24 protein-coding genes are annotated in these 19,192 nt (G+C 68.8%); 14 read left to right on the forward strand and 10 right to left on the reverse strand.

The annotated features are described in order from the left end of the window. Nucleotide 1: 1 nt before the first annotated feature. Entirely contained in the window at nucleotides 2-1,156 is a 1,155-nt protein-coding gene (gene tcuB, locus CKO33_RS09510; RefSeq protein ID WP_200181865.1) for a tricarballylate utilization 4Fe-4S protein TcuB, read from the forward strand. 10 nt (nucleotides 1,157-1,166) lie between these two features. On the opposite strand, the gene CKO33_RS09515 is transcribed toward tcuB, so the two are convergent. After that, a complete protein-coding gene (locus CKO33_RS09515; RefSeq protein ID WP_242472575.1) occupies nucleotides 1,167-2,063 on the reverse strand; it encodes a LysR family transcriptional regulator in 897 nt (298 codons plus the stop codon). 86 nt (nucleotides 2,064-2,149) lie between these two features. Here CKO33_RS09515 and CKO33_RS09520 point away from each other — a divergent pair, with 86 nt between their 5' ends. The 5 genes from CKO33_RS09520 (at nucleotide 2,150) to CKO33_RS09540 (ending at nucleotide 5,342) form a co-directional block, all read left to right on the forward strand. Beyond that, entirely contained in the window at nucleotides 2,150-3,058 is a 909-nt protein-coding gene (locus tag CKO33_RS09520) for a DMT family transporter (RefSeq protein WP_200181867.1), read from the forward strand. Between the two features lie 53 nt (nucleotides 3,059-3,111). Next, nucleotides 3,112-4,281 carry an alkaline phosphatase family protein gene (locus tag CKO33_RS09525; RefSeq protein WP_200181874.1) on the forward strand — a complete coding sequence of 390 codons (1,170 nt, stop codon included), beginning with the start codon at nucleotides 3,112-3,114 and terminating at the stop codon, nucleotides 4,279-4,281. A 62-nt stretch (nucleotides 4,282-4,343) separates the two neighbouring features. After that, on the forward strand, nucleotides 4,344-4,643 hold the full coding sequence (locus CKO33_RS09530; protein ID WP_090484498.1) for a hypothetical protein: 300 nt from the start codon (nucleotides 4,344-4,346) through the stop codon (nucleotides 4,641-4,643). 119 nt (nucleotides 4,644-4,762) lie between these two features. Further along, nucleotides 4,763-5,020, forward strand: coding sequence for a toxin HicA (locus CKO33_RS09535; RefSeq protein ID WP_200181875.1), 258 nt, complete (start codon nucleotides 4,763-4,765; stop codon nucleotides 5,018-5,020). Next, nucleotides 5,010-5,342: a type II toxin-antitoxin system HicB family antitoxin gene (locus CKO33_RS09540; protein ID WP_200181877.1), complete on the forward strand. Its 333-nt coding sequence runs from the start codon at nucleotides 5,010-5,012 to the stop codon at nucleotides 5,340-5,342. Before CKO33_RS09535 ends, CKO33_RS09540 begins: the two co-directional genes overlap by 11 nt. Nucleotides 5,343-5,420: 78 nt before the next feature. Here CKO33_RS09540 and CKO33_RS09545 read toward each other — a convergent pair whose 3' ends face one another. From CKO33_RS09545 to CKO33_RS09555, 3 genes are read right to left on the reverse strand one after another with little or no spacing between them, the layout of a single operon-like run. Continuing rightward, on the reverse strand, nucleotides 5,421-6,707 hold the full coding sequence (locus tag CKO33_RS09545) for an ATP-binding protein (protein ID WP_200181879.1): 1,287 nt from the start codon (nucleotides 6,705-6,707) through the stop codon (nucleotides 5,421-5,423). After that, nucleotides 6,704-7,390: a response regulator transcription factor gene (locus CKO33_RS09550; protein WP_200181881.1), complete on the reverse strand. Its 687-nt coding sequence runs from the start codon at nucleotides 7,388-7,390 to the stop codon at nucleotides 6,704-6,706. The genes CKO33_RS09545 and CKO33_RS09550 overlap by 4 nt, the downstream gene beginning before the upstream one ends. Nucleotides 7,391-7,394: 4 nt before the next feature. Beyond that, nucleotides 7,395-7,703 (reverse strand): PepSY domain-containing protein, encoded by a 309-nt coding sequence (locus CKO33_RS09555; protein ID WP_242472576.1) that lies wholly within the window; start codon nucleotides 7,701-7,703, stop codon nucleotides 7,395-7,397. A 131-nt stretch (nucleotides 7,704-7,834) separates the two neighbouring features. Here CKO33_RS09555 and CKO33_RS09560 point away from each other — a divergent pair, with 131 nt between their 5' ends. From CKO33_RS09560 to CKO33_RS09575, 4 genes are all read left to right on the forward strand, one after another. Then, nucleotides 7,835-8,287, forward strand: a complete 453-nt coding sequence (locus tag CKO33_RS09560) for a DUF2288 domain-containing protein (protein ID WP_242472578.1) — start codon at nucleotides 7,835-7,837, stop codon at nucleotides 8,285-8,287. A 132-nt stretch (nucleotides 8,288-8,419) separates the two neighbouring features. Next, nucleotides 8,420-8,812, forward strand: coding sequence for a DUF3775 domain-containing protein (locus CKO33_RS09565; RefSeq protein ID WP_200181882.1), 393 nt, complete (start codon nucleotides 8,420-8,422; stop codon nucleotides 8,810-8,812). A gap of 16 nt (nucleotides 8,813-8,828) precedes the next feature. Further along, the gene (locus tag CKO33_RS09570; protein WP_200181884.1) at nucleotides 8,829-9,332 is read left to right on the forward strand and encodes a DinB family protein; all 504 of its coding nucleotides are present in this window, start codon (nucleotides 8,829-8,831) and stop codon (nucleotides 9,330-9,332) included. A gap of 25 nt (nucleotides 9,333-9,357) precedes the next feature. Next, on the forward strand, nucleotides 9,358-10,332 hold the full coding sequence (locus CKO33_RS09575; RefSeq protein WP_200181886.1) for a M14 family metallopeptidase: 975 nt from the start codon (nucleotides 9,358-9,360) through the stop codon (nucleotides 10,330-10,332). Between the two features lie 7 nt (nucleotides 10,333-10,339). On the opposite strand, the gene CKO33_RS09580 is transcribed toward CKO33_RS09575, so the two are convergent. Both CKO33_RS09580 and CKO33_RS09585 read right to left on the reverse strand, forming a co-directional pair. After that, a complete protein-coding gene (locus CKO33_RS09580) occupies nucleotides 10,340-10,810 on the reverse strand; it encodes a F0F1 ATP synthase subunit epsilon (RefSeq protein WP_200181888.1) in 471 nt (156 codons plus the stop codon). Continuing rightward, a complete protein-coding gene (locus CKO33_RS09585; protein WP_200181889.1) occupies nucleotides 10,807-11,508 on the reverse strand; it encodes a cytidylate kinase-like family protein in 702 nt (233 codons plus the stop codon). The genes CKO33_RS09580 and CKO33_RS09585 overlap by 4 nt, the downstream gene beginning before the upstream one ends. 76 nt (nucleotides 11,509-11,584) lie before the next feature. Between CKO33_RS09585 and CKO33_RS09590 the strand changes: the two genes are divergently transcribed. Genes CKO33_RS09590 through CKO33_RS09600 form a run of 3 tightly spaced genes read left to right on the forward strand, consistent with a single transcriptional unit; the run spans nucleotide 11,585 to nucleotide 14,796 of the window. Beyond that, the gene (locus CKO33_RS09590) at nucleotides 11,585-13,015 is read left to right on the forward strand and encodes a DUF294 nucleotidyltransferase-like domain-containing protein (RefSeq protein WP_200181893.1); all 1,431 of its coding nucleotides are present in this window, start codon (nucleotides 11,585-11,587) and stop codon (nucleotides 13,013-13,015) included. A 16-nt stretch (nucleotides 13,016-13,031) separates the two neighbouring features. After that, complete coding sequence (locus tag CKO33_RS09595) at nucleotides 13,032-14,015, forward strand: DUF1028 domain-containing protein (protein WP_200181895.1); 984 nt, start codon at nucleotides 13,032-13,034, stop codon at nucleotides 14,013-14,015. Nucleotides 14,016-14,040: 25 nt separating this feature from the next. Next, nucleotides 14,041-14,796: a TSUP family transporter gene (locus CKO33_RS09600; RefSeq protein ID WP_200181897.1), complete on the forward strand. Its 756-nt coding sequence runs from the start codon at nucleotides 14,041-14,043 to the stop codon at nucleotides 14,794-14,796. A 4-nt stretch (nucleotides 14,797-14,800) separates the two neighbouring features. On the opposite strand, the gene CKO33_RS09605 is transcribed toward CKO33_RS09600, so the two are convergent. Beyond that, nucleotides 14,801-15,319 (reverse strand): phasin family protein, encoded by a 519-nt coding sequence (locus CKO33_RS09605; RefSeq protein ID WP_200181898.1) that lies wholly within the window; start codon nucleotides 15,317-15,319, stop codon nucleotides 14,801-14,803. A gap of 378 nt (nucleotides 15,320-15,697) precedes the next feature. Continuing rightward, complete coding sequence (locus tag CKO33_RS09610; protein ID WP_338081764.1) at nucleotides 15,698-16,147, reverse strand: acyl-CoA thioesterase; 450 nt, start codon at nucleotides 16,145-16,147, stop codon at nucleotides 15,698-15,700. 324 nt (nucleotides 16,148-16,471) lie between these two features. Here CKO33_RS09610 and CKO33_RS09615 point away from each other — a divergent pair, with 324 nt between their 5' ends. Next, on the forward strand, nucleotides 16,472-16,963 hold the full coding sequence (locus CKO33_RS09615; RefSeq protein WP_200181902.1) for a TIGR00645 family protein: 492 nt from the start codon (nucleotides 16,472-16,474) through the stop codon (nucleotides 16,961-16,963). Between the two features lie 219 nt (nucleotides 16,964-17,182). Here CKO33_RS09615 and CKO33_RS09620 read toward each other — a convergent pair whose 3' ends face one another. Together CKO33_RS09620 and CKO33_RS09625 are read right to left on the reverse strand one after the other, a co-directional pair. Next, on the reverse strand, nucleotides 17,183-17,641 hold the full coding sequence (locus tag CKO33_RS09620) for a hypothetical protein (protein WP_200181903.1): 459 nt from the start codon (nucleotides 17,639-17,641) through the stop codon (nucleotides 17,183-17,185). Continuing rightward, on the reverse strand, nucleotides 17,619-18,950 hold the full coding sequence (locus tag CKO33_RS09625) for an AAA family ATPase (RefSeq protein WP_242472577.1): 1,332 nt from the start codon (nucleotides 18,948-18,950) through the stop codon (nucleotides 17,619-17,621). Before CKO33_RS09625 ends, CKO33_RS09620 begins: the two co-directional genes overlap by 23 nt. Nucleotides 18,951-19,192: the final 242 nt, after the last annotated feature.

Here is a 19,192-nt window from a genome sequence, read left to right on the forward strand (position 1 = left end):
CATGACCCAGCCCAACGCCCCCAACGCAATGGAAACGGAGACGGAAGCCGAGACCCGCCGCACCCTGCACCTGTGCAACATCTGCGGCTTCTGCACCGGCCTGTGCGCGGTCTTTCGCAGCGCCGAGCGGCGCCCGGCCCTGACCCGGGCGGACCTGGACCACCTGGCCCACCTCTGCCACAACTGCCGGGCCTGCTGGTACGCCTGCCAGTACGCCCCGCCCCATGCCTTCGCCATCAACGTCCCCGCCACCCTGGCCCGCCAGCGCGCCGAAAGCTACCGGCGCTACGCCTGGCCCCGGCCCCTGGCGGGGCTGCTGGCCCGCAGCGGCATCGCCACCACGGCGGTGGCCCTGTTCACCACCCTGCTGGTGCCCCTGCTCACCCTGTTGTGGGTGCCCGGCGAGGTGCTGTTCGCCGCCCACCGGGCCGAGGGGGCGTTCTACCGGGTGATCCCCTGGGGGGTGATGAGCGCGGTGGCCACGCTCACCCTGGGCTTCTCCGTCTTGGCGGTGGGGGTGGGCCTGGTCCGCTACTGGCGGGACATCGGCCGCGGCGGCCCGCCGGCCGTCTCCGTCTGGCGGGCCCTGCCGGCGGCGGCCCGGGACCTGTTCACCCTGCGCAACCTGGAGGGTGGGGGCGGCGGCTGCAACGACCGCAGCGAGCGCCCCGGTCACACCCGGCGGCGCCTGCATCACGCCCTGTTCTACGGCTTTTTGCTGTGTCTGGCCGCCACCATCGTGGCCGCCGGCTATCACCACTTCCTGCACTGGCAGGCCCCCTACCCCCTGTTCAGCCTGCCCACCCTGCTGGGCACCGTGGGCGGCCTGTCCATGGTCACGGGGGCCGCGGGGATGATCCGGCTCAAGCGCGGCGCCGATCCGGCCCCCACCGCCGCCGACACCCTGCCCGCGGACTACGCCCTGCTGGGCCTGCTGCTGGCCACCGCCGCCACGGGCCTGCTGCTGCTGGCCCTGCGCCAGACCCCGGCCATGGGGCTGATCCTGGCCCTGCATCTGGGCACGGTGCTGGGGTTCTTCGTGATGATCCCCTACAGCAAGTTCGTCCACGGCGCCTACCGCGCCGCGTCCCTGCTGCGGGCCGCCATGGAACGCCCCACCGACCGGCCCACGGGTCTGAGTCAGGGGCTGTCCTAGGGGAAGCCCCTCAGGAGGCGGCAGTCTGTTCCGTGGCCGCCAGCCGCTGCCGCAACCGCTCCGCCAGTCGCGCCGCCGGCTCCGTGGGGCGACCCGGGGCCCGGTGCAGGGCGATGTCCACCCAGGGCAGGGGAGGCAGCCCCTCCGCCTCCCCGAGGGGGCGGAGCCCCGCAGACATCATGGAAGGGGTCAGCACCGTCACCGCCAGACCGGCCCGGACCGCCGCCAGCAGACCGGCCAGGCCACTGCCCGTGTAGGCCACCCGCCAGGATCGGCCCGACGCCTCCAGGGCCTCCAGGGCCTGTTCCCGGAAGATGCAGGTTCCCCGGCGGGAAAGGGCCAGGGGCAAGGGGTCCCGCCGATGGGCGGCATGATCCGAGGCCCCGGCCCACCACAGCGGCTCCCGGCGCAGGGTCTCGCCACCGGGGCTGCCGGGCTGGCGGGTCACCACCGCCAGGTCCAGTCCCCCGGCGCGCACCTTGCGCACCAGATCCATGCTCAGACCGCACTCCACCGTCAGTTCCACGCCGGGGAAGCGTTCCTCGAATTCCGTCAGCAGGGGCGGGATAAAACCCAGATAGTCGTCGGGGATACCGAGCCGTAACCGTCCCCCCAGACGGGCGGCACGGAGTTCCTGCCAGGCCAGGGCGTGATGGCGCAGCATCTCCCGGGCATGGGCCAGCAACCGCTCCCCCTCCGGCGTCGGCGTCAGGGTGCCACGGTCCAGAAGACGATGGCCGGTGCGCCGCTCCAGCCGCGCCAGATGGGCGCTCACCGTGGACTGGGCCCGATGCAACCGCCGCCCTGCGGCGGTGAACCCGCCACTGTCCACCACCGCCACCAGGGACTGCAATTGTTCCAGGTCGAGGGGATGCCCCTCCACCATCATGTTTTGTGATTCTTCCATCCTGAAAATTCGTTTCCGTCATGTGTTTTGCATCCCTATCTTCACCTCCGAAACGTTTTATTTAAAGGCATGAGGAGGCAGATGGCATGCAGCACAGACCGGAAAACATAAACGGTATCCTGGCGGGTGTTTTCAGTGTGGTCCTCTGGAGCGGCCTGCCCGTGCTGCGGGGGATGACGGACCTGCCCCCCCTGCAGGTGGCCGCCGTCGCCCTGGGCGCGGCGGCCCTGCTGAGCGGGGGGACGACGCGGCTGCGGGCCGCATCCGTCCCCGGATGCCCCGCGGCCGGGGGAACGGGATACTGGATCGCCGGCGTGGGGGGGCTGGCGGGGGCCCTGTACTTCTATTTCCTCGCCCTGGGGCTGGGGGACCCGGCCGTGGTGACCCTGGTCACCTATACCTGGCCCCTGGGCTTTGTCCTGGCCGCCGAGCTCCGGGCCGGTCGCCGGCCGCAGCCGGCCATGCTCACGGGGGCAGGCATCGCCTTCGCCGGCATCACCCCATTGCTGGCCGGGGGGGGCGGCGGACCCACCCCCACGGCCGCCTGGCTCGGGGGGATGGCCAGCGGCGGCGCCTGGATCGCCTTTTCCCTCTATCTGCGGGGTGCGGGACCACTGCCCGCCGGGGCCTGGGCAGGCCTGTTCGGTCGCGCCGCCCTGGTGGTGCTGTGCCTCCACCTGGCCCTGGAAACCACCCTCCGGGGGACTCCGGCAGACTGGCTCGCCGCCGCCGCCATCGGCATCGGACCCTACGGCCTTGCCTTCATGACCTGGGGATACGCCCTGCGCCACGGGCCCGCCGGCCTGCTGGGCACCCTCACCTATGCCGTGCCGGTCCTCTCCGGGGCCGCCCTGGTGGCCCTGGGCTGGAGTCCGGCGGACCCGCGACTGGCCCTGGCCGCGGCGGCGGTGGCGGGCGGGGCCCTGATCGCCTCCGGACGCCTCACGGCAGTCCGGCCGAAACGCCACTGGCCGCGGCGTCGGCTGACGGGATGAGCCGCATCGCCCGATCATGGCCCCCACCCCGGCCACGGGGCTATGATCCGGGGATGGACACCGTGAACCTGCCCCAGCCACCCGACTACGGCGGCCACAGCCTGGCCAACCTCATGGCCTCCCTCTCGGCGGGCCTGGGTGGACCCATGCCGCACCAGGGACCGCTGGCGGTGCTGCCGCCGGAGGCGGTGGGCGGGCACCGCCACGTGGTGCTGGTGCTGGTGGACGGCCTGGGGGATGCCTTCCTCCAGGGCCAGCCCGCCCCCTTTCTCAACGGCCACCGCCTGGCCGGGATCGAGTCGGTCTTCCCCACCACCACCGCCTCCGGCATCACCACGGTGCTCACCGGGGACCCCCCCGCGGTCCACGGCCTCACCGGCTGGCACGTGCATTTCCGCGAACTGGGGGCCGTGCTGGCGGTGCTGCCGGGGGTGCCCCGCTACGGTGGCGTGGGCTATGACCAGGCGCAGGTGGACCTGCAGCGGCTGCTGGGACACCACAGCCTGTTCGACCGCCTGCCGGTGGCCTCGGCCCTGGTGACACCGGAGCACATCGCCCGCACCCCCTTCAACGAGGCCCACCGGGGCCGGGCGCGGTTGTTCCCGTTCAAGGGGCTGGAATCCATGGTGGACCAGGTGGTGGCGGCGGTGCGGGGCGGCGACGCCCCCCGCTTCGTCTACGCCTACTGGCCGGAGCTGGACGCCCGCGGCCACGAACACGGCCCCGATGGCGCCGAGACCCGCCGGCACCTGCAGGCGGTGGACACGGCCCTGGCGACCCTGGCCCGGCGCCTGGCAGGGACCGGCACCCTGTTGCTGGTGACCGCCGACCACGGCATGGTGGCGGCGCACCACCGGGCCGACCTGGCGGACCACCCCGGCATCGCCCGCTGCCTGGCCCTGCCCCTGTGCGGCGAGCCGCGGGTGGCCTTCGCCTACGTGCGCCACGGCTGGCACGAGACCTTCGCCCGGCGGGTGCGGGAGGAACTGGGCCATGCCTGCACCCTGGTGCCCAGCCACCGGCTGCTGGAACGGGGCTGGTTCGGCCCGGGCCGGCACCACCCGGAACTGGAGACGCGCATCGGCGACTTCGCCCTGATCATGCACCCGGGCTGGATCCTTCAGGACCGCATCCTGGGGCGCGAACCCCACCGCATGGCGGGGGTGCACGGCGGCCTGGACCGCCGTGAGGTGGAGATCCCGCTGGTGCGGGCGCTGTGCTGACCGGGACCCGCGGCGGCGGCGTGTTACCATGGTGGGCCACTCAAGCGGAACAGGAACCCGCCATGTCCGACGCCGATGCCCTGTTCGACCGTGCCGCGAGCCAGACCGTGGAGCTGGCCAACCGCCTGAGCGAGTCCGATCCCAAGGCGGATCTGTGGGATATCGCCGACGGCCTCCTGGCCGGTGCGGTGCACTACTGGCTGTACACCCGCCAGCCCTGCGGCGATCCCCGCTGCGAGCAATGCGCCCCCATCAGCACCGCCGAGGAGCGCCTGGCCCTGCTGCTGCAGGATGTGGAGCAGTACGCCCGCGACAGCGACTACTACCACGCCCCCACCGACCTCAACGTGGGCCGCGCCTGAGGCCTCAGCCCGGCAGGCGCAGCACCCAGGCCGCACCGCCCCACTGCGGGGTCCTGTCCAGTTCCATGCGGCAGTGAACTTCTATTCTCCCATGGTGCCAATAGTGATACCGTTCTGACATGGCGTCCGTGCGCAGGATCCTTGATCAGATGCGGCGCGAACCGGCTCATGTGCGGTTCGCGGATCTGATGAAGGTATGCGAGGCGTATTTCGGGAAACCCCGCCAGCACGGCACGAGCCATGCCATTTTCAAGACCCCTTGGGCGGGGGATCCCCGGATCAATATCCAGAATGCCAAAGGGCGTGCCAAACCCTACCAGGTAAGGCAGGTGTTGATCGCCATCGAGAAACTGGAGAGCATGGGCAATGCAGAGTGATCACTATACCTACCGCGTTACCTGGTCCGCCGAGGATGGTGAGTACGTCGGCCTGTGCGCTGAGTTCCCTTCGCTGTCCTGGTTGGCGGACTCCCCGGATGCGGCCTTGCAGGGTGTGCGGCGTTTGGTCGCCGATGCGGTAGCCGATATGGAGGCCGCCGGCGAGGCGGTTCCCGTACCGTTGGCGGAAAGGCACTACAGCGGTGAATTCCGCGTCCGCATCCCCCCTGAACTCCACCGCGATCTGGCGATCCAGGCTGCGGAGCAGCGCATCAGCCTGAACCGGCTGGTGAGTGCCAAGCTCGCGTCCACGCCGAAATGAAACCTGCACCGCGCTTGGGGTATCCAAAGGACGACTACCACGCCCCCACCGACCTCAACGTGGGCCGCGCCTGAGCCCTCAGCCCGGCAGGCGCAGCACCCAGGCCGCACCGCCCCACTGCGGGGTCCTGTCCAGTTGCAGGCGGCCGCCGTAGGCCTGGACCATCTCGCTCACCACCGCCATGCCGATGCCCTGCCCCGGGACCCCCTCGTCCAGGCGGCCACCCCGGGCCAGGATCGCCGGTACCTGCCCCGGATCGATGCCCGGCCCGTCGTCCTCCACCCGTACCTCCAGCCCGCCGTCATGGTCCTCCCGGGCCCGCACCCGGACACGATGGCGACAGAACTTCCAGGCGTTGTCCATGAGGTTGCCCAGCAGTTCCATGAGATCCCCCTCGCTGCCGCGGAAACGGGCCGTCTCCGGTACCTCCAGGGTGCACTCCACGCCGCGCCCGGCATAGACCTTGGCCAGGGAATCCGCCAGGCGGCGCACCACCGGCGCCACCGCCAGGGGGGCCGCCAGGGGGCTGCGGCCCGCGGTGCCGGCCCGCTGCAGCTGGTAGGCGACGATGCGGTCCATGCGCTCCAGCTGTTCCAGGGCCTGCCGGCCCGCCGCGTCCCCGGCCGTGCCCAGGGTCCCCCGCAGCACCGCCAGGGGCGTCTTCAGGCTGTGGGCCAGGTCCGCCAGGCCGTCCCGGTAACGGGCCTGGCGCGCCCGCTCCGCGTGGATGAGGGCGTTGAGGTTGTCCGTCAGGGCCCGCAACTCCAGGGGATAACGGCCGGCAAGGCGGGACTGTTCCCCCTGTTCGATGGCCCGCAGCTCCCGGGCCACCCGCCGCAGGGGCTTCAGACCCAGGTAGAGGGCCAGGGACTGGGCCGCCAGCAGCAGCACCGCCAGGGCCGCCAGCCAGCCCCAGAGGCTGCGGCGGTAGGAACGCAGCTGGGCCTCCAGGGCGGAACGGTCCTCCGCCACGGTGAAGGTGAGGGGGACACCGCCCCCGCCGGTCTCCCAGGTCACCGTCATGCGGGCGATGAAGGGCGCCTCCCCGGCGGCCTCCGGATCCATCCCCAGGGACGAGGGGGAACGCCACAGCACCCGCCCATCCGTCGCCGTGATGCGGGCATGGAGCCCGGAGTCGGGCAGGTTCAGGCGGGCCTCCGGCAGGCGCCCGGGCAGGCGCACATCGCCGTCGGCCTCCACCTCCACCGCCCCCATGAGCAGGTAGAGCTGGCCCTGCAGCCGCTGCGTCACCGCCTGGGTGGCGCTGTCGCGGAAGGCCCGCTCCAGGGCCAGGGCCGTGAGCCCGGCGAACACCGCCACCACCAGGGCGGCGATGAGGCCCACGCGCAGGGTCAGGGAGTTCACTTGCGGCCACCGGGGACCAGGGTGAGGCGGTAGCCGCGGCCGCGCAGGGTCTCGATGGGGGCGAGGCGGCCGTCCGGATCCAGCTTGCGCCGCAGCCGGGCGATGAGCACCTCCAGCACGTTGCTGTCCCGGTCCTCGTCGTGGGGGTAGAGGTAGTCGGCCAGGGACTGGCGGGAGAGCACCTGGCCGGCGTGGCGCGCCAGGTGCTCCAGCAGGCGGTACTCGAAGGTGGTGAGGGCCACGGGCTGGCCCTGCACCGTCACCGTCTGGGCGGCGGTATCCAGCACCAGGGGCCCCAGCACCAGGCGGGCATCCGTGCTGCCGGCGGCGCGCCGGGCCAGCGCCTTGAGGCGGGCCACCAGTTCCTCCATGTGGAAGGGCTTGACCAGGTAGTCGTCCGCCCCCGCCTCCAGGCCCTGCACCTTCTCCTGCCACTGCCCCCGGGCGGTGAGGATGAGCACGGGCAGGTCCCGCCCCGCAGCGCGCACCCGGCGGATCACCTCCAGCCCCGGCAGCCCCGGCAGGCCCAGGTCCACCACCGCCACGTCGGCGGGGTATTCCATGAGCTGGAAGAGGCCGTCACGGCCGTCCCCGCTGGTGTCCACCATCCAGCCCTCGTCCTCCAGGCGCTGGCGCAGCTGGGCCAGCAGGGCGGCCTCGTCCTCGATCACCACCACGCGCATGGCGTCACAGCCACTGGCCCGTGGCGGCCTCCACGCGGATGTCCCGCACCCGCTGGTCCGGCAGCAGCACGCGGATGCGGTGTACCCGCTGCCCCTCCTCCTCCAGGGTCTCCGCCGAGAGCACGCGCCCGCCGGTGCGCGCCTGCACCTGCGCCACCGCCTCGTCCAGGGTCACCGGAGCCGCCTGTGTGGTTTCGGCCTGGGCCAGAGACAGGCCGGCAAGCGCCAGGGCGGGGACCGGAGCGGCCCAGAGGCACAGGCACAGGCACAGCAGCAGACGGGGCCATCCAGGTTGGAACGTGGCGGGATGCATGGGGTTCAAGTGTAGCAGCATGGTCTGGAGGAGGCAGCCGAGCACCCTGGATCTATGGCACCATGGCACCTGCAGATATACGCCCTCGGCATGAACCCGGGCTGAACCGCGCCCCCTGCAGTGGAGGCCCCATGGGCAAGACGGCATGGCTGGTCATCACCGGCATCGGCCTGTTCCTGGTGGGCCAGTTCGCCCTGCTGTACCACACCCGGGGCATGCAGGGGCGGATGCGCCCCCCGCGGACCCCTCCCCATGAACCCCGGAAGGACCGATCCGGCATGAACGAAACCCCCGACAGCAGCGAAGACCTCCGCGACCGACTCCGGCAGGAATCCGGGCCCATCGGCTGGGATGAACTGCAGCGGCACTTCGCCCGTGGCGCCGTGCTGCGGGTGGACGCCAGCCTGGAGCTCCTGGACGCCGCCGAGGCCCTGGTACGGGACGACCGGGACACCGTGGAGACCTACCTGGCGCAGGGACGCCTGGCCAGGGCCACCACGGAGCACGCCCGCGGCTGGGCGGCGCACCAGGCCCGCTTCGAGGCCGTGGTGGTGGCCCCCTGGGTGCTGGTGCGGGAACTCTGAGCCCCTGGTCTTCCCTTCGGCGCGCCCGGTATCATCGCGCTACACTCGGTCAGACATCCGCCGGGCCGAACAGCCGCGCCCGGCCGGCGGTGCACTGCAACACCCCGGCGGCGCGGCATGCGGGGTGACATCATGATGCAGCTCAATCCCAGCTTCGTGTGCTGGTTCATCGAGCATGCCCGGGAGTTCCATGCCCAGGAGGATGTCCTGCTGCCGGAGGAACCCGACGAGGGGGACGAGAACTGGATCGACGAGGCCCTGGCGGAACACGGGGACAACGTCCTCTACCTGGAACTGAAAAACGCCGTGGATGACCTGGATCCCGGCCTGCAGGCCGAACTGGTGGCCCTGATGTGGCTTGGCCGCGGCGACTATGGGGCGGAGGAGTGGAACGCCGCCCTGGAGGAGGCCCGCGCCGGCTGGAACCCGCGCACGGCGGACTACCTTCTGGCCACCCCCATGGCGGCCGACTACCTGGCCGAGGGGCTGGCCATGCTGGGTCACGACTGCGAAGAAGAGACATAGGAGACACCCGCAGCCGATGGATGTGCTCTACACCCTGCGTGTCCAGGCCCGCTACAGCCGCTGGGCCAACGCCCAGTTGCTGGGGTTTTGCGACCCCCTGGAGGATGACGTGCGCAAGCACCGCTGGACGGGGCCGCAGGGCTCCATCCACGGCCTGTTCAACCGCATGCTCCTGCTGGACCGCATCTGGCTCGGGCGCATGCTGGGCAAGCCCTACGGCCACCGCGACAGCGACCAGATCCTGTACAACGACTACGGCCTGCTGCGGGCCGAACGCATGCGCACGGACACGGAGATCATGAACTTCGTGCAGAACCTGGCTGAACCCAACCTGGACCGGCAGGTGACCTTCACCCTGGAATACGAACCCCGGGAGTGCACCCTGCAGCTGGGGGAATGCCTCATGAACCTGCTGCACCGGCAGAGCACCCAGCGCGGCCAGATCATGGCCCTGCTGCAGCAGTCGGACGTGGAACCCCCTGCCCTGAACATCGTCACCATGCCCGGCATGGCCGACTGACCCCCCACACTTTGCGAAGAAGCCCATGAAGCATCCCACCGCCCTGCGCTCCGTCACCTACCACGGTCTGGAGGACGGGCCACGGCTCATCGTCCTGGGCGCCGTGCACGGCAACGAGACCTGCGGCACCCAGGCCATCGGTCGCGTCATGGCGGACCTGGACGCGGGATCCCTGGAGCTGGCCCGGGGCCTGCTCACCTTCGTGCCCGTGGCCAATCCCCTGGCCCACGCCCTGGGACAGCGCTCGGGGGAGCGTAACCTCAACCGCAACTTCCGCATCAGCGCACAGCCCCGGGACTTCGAGGACCGGGTGGCCAACCGCCTCGGCCCTCTGCTGCGGGACCACGACGTCCTCCTGGACCTGCACTCCTTCCATACCGGCGGCGAGCCCTTCGTCATGCTGGGCCCGCAGGACAATGACGGCGAGCTGGAACCCTTTGACGGGGCCCGGGAGGAGGAGGCCCTGGCCCTGCGCCTGGGGGCGCGGCGCTTCGTGGAGGGCTGGCTGGACACCTACGCCCGGGGCGTGGCGCGGCGGATGCGCAACCCCAACGCCTCCCTGCGGGCGCAGATGCTGAGCACCGACCCCGCCTACGGGGTGGGCACCACCGAGTTCATGCGGGCCCATGGCGGACGCGCCCTCACCCTGGAATGCGGCCAGCACGACGACCCCGAGGCCCCCGAGGTGGCCCATCGCGCCCTGCTCAACACCCTGGCCCACCTGCAGATCCTGGACCGACCCGACCCGGAGCCGGTACCCCGGCCCCAGGTGCTGCGGCTGGTGGAGGTGGTGGACCGGGACCACCCGGACGACACCTTCGTGCGGCCCTGGAAGAGCTTCGACCCCGTGGCCGCCGGCGAGGTCATCGGCCGGCGCGCCGGCGGCGAACCCGTCACCGCCCCCCGGGAGGGCTTCATCGTCTTCCCCAATCCCAACGCCCAGCCGGGCAACGAATGGTTCTACCGGGCGGAGTACAGCGACCGCTTCAGCGGCCGCTGAGGGCCCTTCAGGCCGTATCCTTCTTGCCCCGCGCCATGCGGCGGGCGTGCTCCACCACCTTGAGCTGGGCCAGGGCGCGCAGGAGCTCGGCATGGGCGGCGTCGCGGTCGCTGAACAGCACGCTCTCCTCCATGATCTCCCGGGCGCGGCGCTCCGCCTCCCGGGCCGCCTCCTCATCGATCTCCTCACTGCGCAGGGCGGTGTCCGCCAGGACGATGGTGCGATCCGGCTGTACCTCCACCATGCCGCCGGAGACATAGAGGAAGTCCTCCTCCTGCCGTCCCTCGGGCAGGAAGCGGGCCACCCCGGGGAGCACAGGGGTGAGCAGGGGGGAATGCCCCGGCAGGATCCCCAGTTCCCCGTCGACCCCCTTCAGGGTCACGCGGTGCACGGGGCCGCTGAACAGCGCGGCCTCGGCGCTGACGATCTCCAGTTGCAGGCTGGCCTGGCGGGGTGACTGCGCGGCATCGTGGCTCATGCCCGTCCCTCCCCGTCCAGGGCACCCTGGGGCAACGGCACGCCGGCGTCCGCCATGGCCCGCAGGATCAGCCGTGCCACCCGCTCCCAGTCGTCGAGCCGGTCGGTGTTGATCATGAGATCGAACTGGGTGGCGTCGTTGGTGCGCCGGCGCACCAGGTCCCAGAGGAACTGCTGGCGCTGGTGGTTGATGGTCTCCACCTTCTCCCGGGCCTCCGCCTCCTCCAGGCCCTCGGCGGCGGCCACCCGCGGCGCGCAGTAGCGGGGGGAACCGGCGATGCGCACGCGAAAGGCGCCCCGGTCCCGCAGGAAGACATGGGCCCCACGGCCCACGATCACCCCGCCCTCGGCGCTGAGGGCCAGCAGCACATCCACCAGGGCCCGGCGGTAGGCGGTGAGGTGATAGACATCCCCGGAGAGCACGGAATAGATCCAGTGGTTCTTCCACGCCGAGACCTTCTCGTCCAGTTCCGCCAGCAGGGTGCGGTCCTGCTCCGCGTGCTTGGCCACACGGTCGAGGATGGTCTCGTCGAAGGAGGAGACCCCCAGGCGCCGGGCCAGGATGCGCGCCACCTCCTCGCCGCCGGCACCGTAGTCCCGGGAGAGGGTCACCAGGGGTTTGGCGGGGGACCCACCGGCCTGGCGCCCGCGGATCTCGGTACGGATGTAGCGTTGGATGAGGTCATTGACGTCGTGCATGGGCCCCCCTGGCGCCTGGAATGGGTCTGCCATGGTACAACGGGAAAACCCGCCCAACGACCACCCGGAGAGAATCATGCACGAGGAGATGCCCTATTTCCGTCCCGTGGGGGAGATCTGCCAGCGGCAGGTGGTCACCTGCCGCCCCGGCGAAAACCTCGTGGATGTGGTACAAACCATGAAGGCACATAACATCTCCAGCGTCGTGGCCCTGGATGAAGAGGGCCACCCCGCGGGCATCCTCACGGACCGGGATCTGCGCAACAAGGTGATCCCCTCGGGACGCGATCCCGCCGGCTTCCGGGTGGAGGAGGTGATGTCCCGGCCGCTGGTGAGCATCGGCGAAACCGATGTCCTCTACGAGGCCCTGTACCGCATGTCCACCCGGGGGATCCACCGGCTGGTGGTGACGGACGCGGAGGGGAACCTCAAGGGCATCCTCACCGACACGGATATCCTGCGCATGCAGAGCCATTCCCCACACCAACTGGTCCGGGACATCGAGCGCTCCTCCAGCGTGGAGGACCTGCGGGAGATGCACACCCGCATCCAGGACCTGATCCTCCACCTGAGCGGCACCACCACCCCGGTGGTGGAGATGGTGCGGCTCATCGCCCGCCTCAACGACCATATCCTGATCCGCCTGATCCAGCTCCTGGTGAAGCGGGACTTCCGCGATCTGCCCCGGGGCCTGGCCTTCGTGGTCATGGGCAGCGAGGGGCGCATGGAGCAGACCCTGTCCACGGACCAGGACAACGCCATCGTGTACGCCGACGGCCTGGACGAGGACCAGGAGGCCCGCATCCGGGCGTTTTCCGAGGCCCTCATCGACGCCCTGGTGGAGATCGGCGTGCCCCCCTGCCCCGGCGGCATCATGGCGCGCAACGCCGCCTGGCGGCGCAGCCTCTCGGACTGGACCCACGAACTGGACCGCTGGCTCACCACCCCGAGCCCGAAGAACATCCCCAACGCCTCCATGTTCACGGACCTGCGCACCCTCTACGGCGATGCCTCCCTGGAGCGCCGGCTCAAGGCCCACATCTACCGCCGCCTGGACGAGAACAAGCTCTTTGTCATGCGCATGGCCGAGAACATGCAGCGCTTCTCCCCGCCCCTGGGCTGGCGTGGCCGCATCAAGACCGGCAGCGGCGGCGAGGTGGACCTGAAAAAGGCCGGCATCTTCGCCCTCACCGACGGCATCAAGGCCCTGGCCCTGGAGGCCCATGCCCTGGACGGCGACACCCACCAGCGGGTGCAGACCCTGGTGAAGCAGGGGGTGCTGGAGCGGGACCAGGCGGGGGACCTGCTGGAGAGCTTCGATTTTCTCGTGCTCATGCGCCTGCGCGGCCAGGTGCGGGCCATCCAGCGGGGCCGCAGGCCCGGCAACAGCGTGCGCCTCTCCGACCTCAGCCAGATGGAACAGGGCAAGCTGCGCATCGCCCTGGAGGACGTGGCCCGCTTCCAGCGCTTTGTCGCCAGCCATTTCAACCTGGGGCTGCTGCGCTAGCGCGGGGATCGCCACCATGACCCGCGCCCGCCCCGCACCCGGCCCGCCGGTGGCCACCTATTCCATCGTCGCCCGCGATCCCGAAAGCGGCTTCTTGGGGGTGGCGGTGCAGTCGCATCATTTTGCCGTGGGCAGCGTCGCCCCCTTCGCCCGGGCCGGCGTGGGCGCGGGTACCATCCAGTCCTTCGCCCGGCGCATCTACGCCAGCGAGGGGCTGCGCCTCATGGAGGAAGGGGCCAGTGCCGGCGACGCCCTGCGGCGCCTGCTGGCGCGGGACCACCACATGGACTACCGCCAGGCGGCCATGGTGGACACCCAGGGGCGCGTGGTGGCCCATACGGGCCGGGCCTGCATCCCCGAGGCCGGCCACCACCTGGGGGACGAATACGTCTGCCTGGGCAACATGCTCCTGCAGGCGGGCACCTGGGAGGCCATGGGGGAGGCCTTCGAGGCGGCCGGCGGGGATCTGCCCCGGCGCCTGCTGGCGGCCCTGGAGGCGGCCCAGGCCCAGGGCGGCGACCTGCGGGGGCGGCGCTCGGCCGCCATGCGGGTGGTGGCCCCCGCCCCCACCGGCGACCCCGGGGAGGACACCCCCCTGGACCTGCGCGTGGAGGATCACTCCCATCCGGTGAGCGAACTGCGCCGCCTGGTGGACCTGTGGGCCGCCTACGACCACAACACCCGCGGCGGGCATCACCTGCGCCACGGGGACTACGACCGGGCCGTGGCGGAATTCGAACGCGCCGAGGCCCTGGCCCCCGAGGAATCGGAACTGGTCTTCTGGCGTGGCGTGGCCCTGGTGAACGCCGGCCACGCGCAAGAGGCCCGGGTCCTGTTCCGGTGCCTGTTCCGCGAATCGGACCACTGGGCCCTGATGCTGACGCGGGTGGCCCGCAGCGGCTTTTTGCCCGACACCCCCGGGCTGCTGGGCGGGCTCATCCCGAAGGAGCACCGCAACACCCCCGAGGTGCGCTCGGCCATCCAGACGGACGGGGCATGACGCCTCCCGCCGGCGGACGCGGCCGGTGACCCCGGGGGCCGAGATCCTGCCCCTGGCCCTGGGGGTATGCCTCGCCGCGGGCCTGGTGCACGGGGCCTTCGGTCTGGGTTTTCCCCTGGTGGCCACGCCGATGCTGGCCCTGGGGACGGACGTGCGCACCGCCGTGCTGCTCACCCTGGTGCCCAACCTCGGCGTCAATCTCTGGAGCCTGGTGCGCGGCGGGGGCTGGCGGGAGAGCGTTGCCCGCTACTGGCCCGTGGCCGTCTGGATGCTCCTGGGCTCCGCCGCCGGGACCCTGCTCCTGGTGATCATGGACCCGAACCCCTTCCGCCTGCTGCTGGCGGCCACGGTGATGCTCTATCTCTTCTCCCACCGCCTGGAGCGGGTGGACTGGAGCCGGATCCGCCGCCACCCCGCCGGCAGCGGGGCCTGGGCCGGCTTCATCGGCGGGGTGCTGGGGGGGACGGTGAACGTGGGCGGCCCGGTCCTGATGATCTATTTCCTGGAGCTGCGGGTGGCGCCCCTGGTCCTGGTGCAGGCCATCAACCTCTGCTTCCTCCTGGGCAAGGGCACCCAGGCCGCCACCTTCGCCGTCCTGGGACACTTCGGCCTGCCATTGCTCATGGTCTCCCTCCCCCTCCTCATCGTGGCCCTGACGGGCCTGAGGGCCGGCATGTGGATCCGCGAGCGGGTGGATGCATCCACCTACCGGATCTGGCTGCGCGGCCTGCTGTGGCTGCTCTGCGGGCTTCTGGTGGTGCAGTTCCTCCGCGATCTCTGATCCCTCAATCCCCGGCCCCGCCCGCAGCGGACGGTCCTTCACCGGTGGACTGACCTTTCCCCGGGGAACCGGACATGTCCCGCAACTCCTGCAGGCTGGCGCGGAAGCGGGCATCCAGCTGCGCCATGGTGGCCTCCTGGGTGCGCAGCACCTGCTGGGAGGCCTCGCGCAGATGGCCGCTCAGATGGTCGTAGATGCGCCCCACCATGTCCATCTGCCGGGAGGCCCGCTGCGCCGGGTCCTCGTCCGCCGCCCACTGGCCCACCCCCCGGTTCATTTCCTCAAAGACCTCCCGCATCAGATCCGCCTGATGGCGCATCAAGGCCTCCGTCCCCTCCAGCAGGGTGCGGTTGGCATCCACCACCGCCTCCATGTTGCGGCGCTGGGCCTCCACCAGGACCTGCGGGTCCATGGAAGACAGGCCGTACTGCTGCATGAGCCGGCGCACCTGTTCCATGTAGCGGTTGGGATCGAACAGGTACATCAGCTCGGAGACATCGAAGGGATTGCTCTGCTCGGCCATGGTCCTCTCCTCCACGTTGCCGGGCGGTATCCACCGCCCATAAGGGCAAGCGTAGCGCAAAAGGGGACCCGGCGCGGGGCGGGAGACCACACCCTGCGGGCATAACCCTGTGGAGAACCTGTACAGAACCCGTAGACAGCCTGAAGGCCCGGCTTTATCCACAATCCGCACACAGGCTATCCGGTCCTTGCCCAAGGGGAAACACACATCACGGGGATCCGTTAAGCCATTGATTTGAAAAATCCTTTCAGGAGTTATCCAGAACCCTCCCCGGCCCTAATAATTACTATGATCTTTTCAGTACAAAAAACAGTTACAAACCCTTCGTTACACGGAAACGGGCACACCGGAACCGGTCAGATGGGGGAATGCGCCGTTTCAAACCCGATTACGGAGATGGGCCAGGGCCGTGGCCTCATCAGGCACGGTCTGCAGATCCTCACGGAAGACATCGGGGATCTCCCGGGGCCGGCCGCTGGCGGCGTCCACAAAGACCCATTGGGTGCGGGCCCGCACCACCGGTTTCAGGTCATGGGAGCGGACGAAGCAATAGCCCCGGGGGGATTGCCGCCGGCCCAGGGCCTCCACCCACGTGAGCAGCAGCAACGCATCCCCGGCATGGGTGGGCCGCAGGTATTCGATGTGATGGGCGCGCACCACCCAGGTGGCCCCCAGGGAGCGGTACCGCTCCAGGGTCCATCCCCGGGCGGCGGAATGGGCCAGGGCGATCTCCTGCATCCAGCGCAGGTATTCCAGGTTGTTGGTATGCCCGTTGAGGTCGATGGCCTCGACGGGGACCCGGATACGGCGTACATAGACGGGTCCCACGGGACCCTGTTCCTGATCGTCTGGAAAGCAGGCTGGCTGGCGCATGGGGTCTCTGCTGCAGTGGGGATTCGAGAACATCAGACCGGGACGATCCCGGGGGACTCCACGACACCATCGGCCACCGGAATTGCCTTTCCGGCACCGTGTCCGGAGCGGGGCAGCCCCGGGTCATGGGGTCGGTCACAGATATCATGGTTGCATGGGGAGAATGAATGGGGATGGGGTGGGATTTCCGCTATGATCCATCCCGTCATGAAGATACTCAATGCCATGGCTCCGCTGAAACCCGTCCCTTGCTGAAGACCGCTTCAGGATGCAATCCCAATGGAACGATTCATCGAAAAACTGATCTATGCCTCCCGCTGGCTCATGGCTCCGATCTACTTCGGACTGAGCTTCGTGCTGATCGCCCTGGGCATCAAGTTCTTCCAGGAGATCTTTCATATCCTGCCCAACATCCTGACCATGAAGGAGGCGGACCTGATCCTGGTCACCCTGTCCCTGATCGATGTTGCGCTGGTGGGCGGATTGATCGTGATGGTGATGTTCTCCGGCTACGAAAATTTCGTTTCACATCTTGATCTTGAAGCCAATGCCGACAAGCTTTCCTGGCTGGGGAAACTGGATGCAGGTTCGCTGAAGAACAAGGTCGCCGCATCCATCGTGGCCATTTCCTCGATCCATCTTCTCAAGGTCTTTATGAACACGGAGAATATCGAAAACGACAAGATCCAATGGTACCTGCTGCTGCACATCACCTTCGTGGTGTCGGCGTTCGCCATGGGCTATCTGGATAAACTCACCCGGGGAAAATAGTGCCCTGGGAGTACAGCAAGTCCCGGCTGTTCTGGGGCATGTCGGCCGGCCGCATGAAAGGCGTTGTCACCCTTGCGGATATCCTGAAATGTATCCTGCCCCGGGCGGGAGGTCCTGTGGGGGGAAGCCGTCCAGTAGCTGTTACCCTCTAATCTCCCAATGACTTCAGCAGGGGATTGCAGCGGTGTGCAATTTGTCTGCGTTGTGGCCGCTTTCTGCTTATTGGGCTGGTCGGTCGTAACCGGCAAGATGTTGATCCAGCGACCAGATTGTGACACGGCGCTGCGGGTTCTGATCACAGAGCCGCTGCCAGTCGTGGATGATGGAGAGGTCACCCAGGCCGCTCCCTCGGCTGGCGTGGTCCGGGAATTCCGACAGCCATGCCTGCAGGTGTTCGGCCTCCAGGAAATTGATTGGTTTGAAGGGACTCTGGCCTTTCAATGCCATTTCGACCTGCTGCACGAAGCGTTGAGCACAAGCCCGGCGCTCGCGGCCGTCGCCCTGCTTTCCGATATGGTTGCCGGTCTCCAGGATCGTCGCCATGGGTAAAAACATAGATTCTTCCCGGGTGACCCGAGCTTCCAGCTCTTCGACGATATCAATATGAAGGCTGTACATCCCGGGCACCTTGAGGATCTCCACGAATACCGATGTATCAACGAGACAGATGGCGCTCATTCCGAGACTCCGTGTCTTGCTTGAGCTCCTCCAGCCAGGCCAGGGCCGCGGCACGGCGCTGCTCCGGGGAGGTGTCGTCCTTGAGGAAGCGCTCCAGCACCTTGCGGGTCATCAGTTGGCCTAGCGGCCCCTGGGCAACGAGCTCGCTATAGCGTTCCATGTTGCCCAGGCGTACCAGGCGGCTATCCCCATGCTGCGGGTCGCGGTAGCAACACAGCACATCGGCCAGGGCGGCATCAGGCAGGGCATCCAGCAGGGCCGGGTTATGGGAGGTCATCAGTACCCGCAGCTGCCGTTGGCTGGCTACCTCACGAATCTGCCTCACCAGCACATCGGCCCGGCTGGGGTGAACCCCATTGTCTACCTCCTCGATGATCAACAACGCGCCCTCGGGTGCTGACAAGAGCGCAGCGCCCACGGCCAGAACACGCAACGTGCCATCGGAAAGCAACGGGGCATCCACGAAGCGCTGTTGTTCGCCGAAGGTCTCTTCCAAGCTGACCATGACGTCCTGACGAGGCGTTTCGATGAACCGGATATCGGTGATGTCCTGTTCAGGCAATGATCGGATCAATTCGAGTAGGGCCTGCTTACCAGTCGGGTTCTGACAAAGCTGGTAGAGCACCGCGGAGAGGTTGCGGCCGTCCTCCTTAAGGTGCTTGTCTCCGGCGTACTCGTAGTCGCGCATCTGCGCTGGACGCGGGTCGAGGAAGACGATATTCCGCAGCGTCTCGCGCAGTGTACGGGTCACCTCAGGAATCAGATCCTGTGCCTTGGCGTGGGATTGTTGGAAACGGCCGGGCGTCTCCAGCTGATAGAACACCGCTTGGCGATTGGAGCAGGGGATATGCGGCTTGGTGCGCCCGCGGCGAAAGTTGTTATAGGCGACGCTGATCTCGTCGCTGTGCTCGTTGGGTTCGCTGTCCACCCGGTAGAGTGGAACTTTCTGGTCGGGGTGAGTGATCTGTTCGCCCGCCACCACCAGCTGGTCGCTAAGCTGATCGATGGTGATGGAGAAGTCGCCCCAGCCTTCAGGGGCATCGGCCAGGTGCGCCTCCAGGGTAAACGGCTCGCCATCCTCTCGGAACAGATCACGGGCCTGGCCACGCACCACGGTATCGCCCCCCTGGATATCGCGTTCGATATCGTCCAGGCGCCTCCCCTTGGCCAGCCAGTTGAGTAGGCGAATGCCCTCCAGGGCGTTGCTCTTGCCCGAGGCGTTGGGGCCAATCAGGAAGGTCAGCGGTGCCAGGTCCAGCCTGGCCTTTCGATAGCTCTTGAAGTTGGTCAGCTGAATGGAGGTCAGCATGGCATAGCCCTCGGTTACTGGGTAATCACCGGGCCGTCCTGCAGGGCTTCGCGCAGCTCATGGCGAACGTTTTCCAGCCAGGCGTCGATTCCAGAAGGGTATCAGACCGTGAGGGTCTAGGTGTTGGGTCTCGCTTGATTGTATACCGCATGATAAGGCCCCCCTGTTTCATGCGCGGGAGTGGTTGAGTATTGTGGCCGATGATCCAACGCAGGACTGACCTCATGGCGAGTACCATTCAT

This window comes from Ectothiorhodospira mobilis, from assembly GCF_016584115.1.
In the GTDB taxonomy this organism is placed as follows: Bacteria; Pseudomonadota; Gammaproteobacteria; order Ectothiorhodospirales; family Ectothiorhodospiraceae; genus Ectothiorhodospira; species Ectothiorhodospira mobilis.